We start from the raw sequence: 1,428 nt of genomic DNA, 5'->3' as shown, positions 1-1,428 counted from the left end.
CGTATTCTTGTCGTTGACGGTGAACCGATGCCTTACTGTCTTGCGCGTATTCCTGCTAAAGGCGAAACGCGCGGCAACCTAGCCGCTGGTGGTACTGGTGAAGCTCGTCCGCTAAGCGAAACAGATATGAAGATTGCTCAAGCTGTTGCTCCGACTCTAAAAGAAAAAGGGCTTATCTTTGTTGGTCTTGATGTGATTGGCGACAAGCTAACTGAAATCAACGTGACTAGCCCAACTTGTATTCGTGAAATCGAAGCGGCATTCAACATTTCTATCACTGGCAAACTGATGGATGCCATTGAACGTCGTGTGAAAGGCGAATAACTGAATTTATAGTACAGTTATAGTAGAGAACCAGACATTATCTTAAGCAAACTCATGCACATAGTCGCGAGTTTGCTTAAGTGCATTTACGAGTCTTAAAGGTCGGTATGAGAATGAACCTCACAAACCATTTTTTAGTAGCCATGCCTGGAATGAAAGATCCGTATTTCCAGAATAGCGTTATCTACGTTTGTGAACATAACGAAGAAGGCGCAATGGGTCTGATGATCAACGCGCCTGTTGATATCACCGTAGGCAACATGCTCAAGCAAGTTGACGTGCAGCCTGTTCACCCGCGCCTGTTTGAAGCCAGCTTAGATAGACCCGTCTACAATGGCGGTCCAATCTCAGAAGACCGTGGTTTTATTCTACATAAACCGAAAGATTACTATGAATCCAGCATTCAAATGACCGATGACCTTGCTGTCACCACTTCACGAGATATTCTTTCCGTATTGGGGACAGAGGCTGAGCCAAGTGACTATTTGGTTGCTCTTGGTTATTCCGGTTGGAGTGCCGGTCAGTTAGAAAATGAACTGGTTGAAAACTCTTGGCTAACCATCGAAGCCACACCAGAAATCATCTTCGATACGCCCATTACAGAGCGCTGGAAAAAAGCGGTAGAAAAGCTAGGTATCGACCCAAGCCAATTGTCGGCAGACGCAGGTCATGCGTAACGCAACTGCCTTCCTTAACTTCCACTTCATTAAGATTTGAGACACTGTATGTCACGTACAATAATGGCCTTCGACTTCGGTACTAAAAGTATTGGTAGCGCGATTGGTCAAGAAATCACTGGCACCGCTTCACCACTGAAAGCGTTTAAAGCCAATGATGGCATTCCAAATTGGGATGACATCGAAAAGCAAATTAAAGAATGGCAGCCAGACTTATTGGTCGTAGGCCTGCCAACGGATTTGCATGGTAAAGATTTAGAAACCATCACCCCGCGAGCGAAAAAATTCGCGAAGCGTCTGCAAGGTCGTTATGGCTTGCCTGTTGAATTGCATGATGAGCGCTTATCAACTTCAGAAGCGCGCGCAGAATTGTTCAGTATGGGTGGCTACAAAGTCTTATCGAAAGGCAATATCGACTGCCAATCTG

Annotated in this window: 2 protein-coding genes and 1 pseudogene; all 3 read left to right on the top strand. The window is 45.5% G+C overall.

Annotated features, from left to right (window positions below):
• Positions 1-324, top strand: a pseudogene (locus R8N28_RS24820) (glutathione synthase); the annotation flags it as partial.
• Between the two features lie 113 nt (positions 325-437).
• A complete protein-coding gene (locus R8N28_RS24815; RefSeq protein ID WP_005461717.1) occupies positions 438-1,001 on the top strand; it encodes a YqgE/AlgH family protein in 564 nt (187 codons plus the stop codon).
• Between the two features lie 48 nt (positions 1,002-1,049).
• Positions 1,050-1,428 (top strand): Holliday junction resolvase RuvX (ruvX, locus tag R8N28_RS24810; RefSeq protein ID WP_318183616.1); only part of this gene is annotated, 379 nt, incomplete at its 3' end.

The sequence above is a fragment of the Vibrio sp. Vb1554 genome (genome assembly GCF_033344235.1).
The sequence above is the reverse complement of the archived record's forward strand: the minus strand, read 5'-3'. Positions and strand labels throughout refer to the sequence as shown.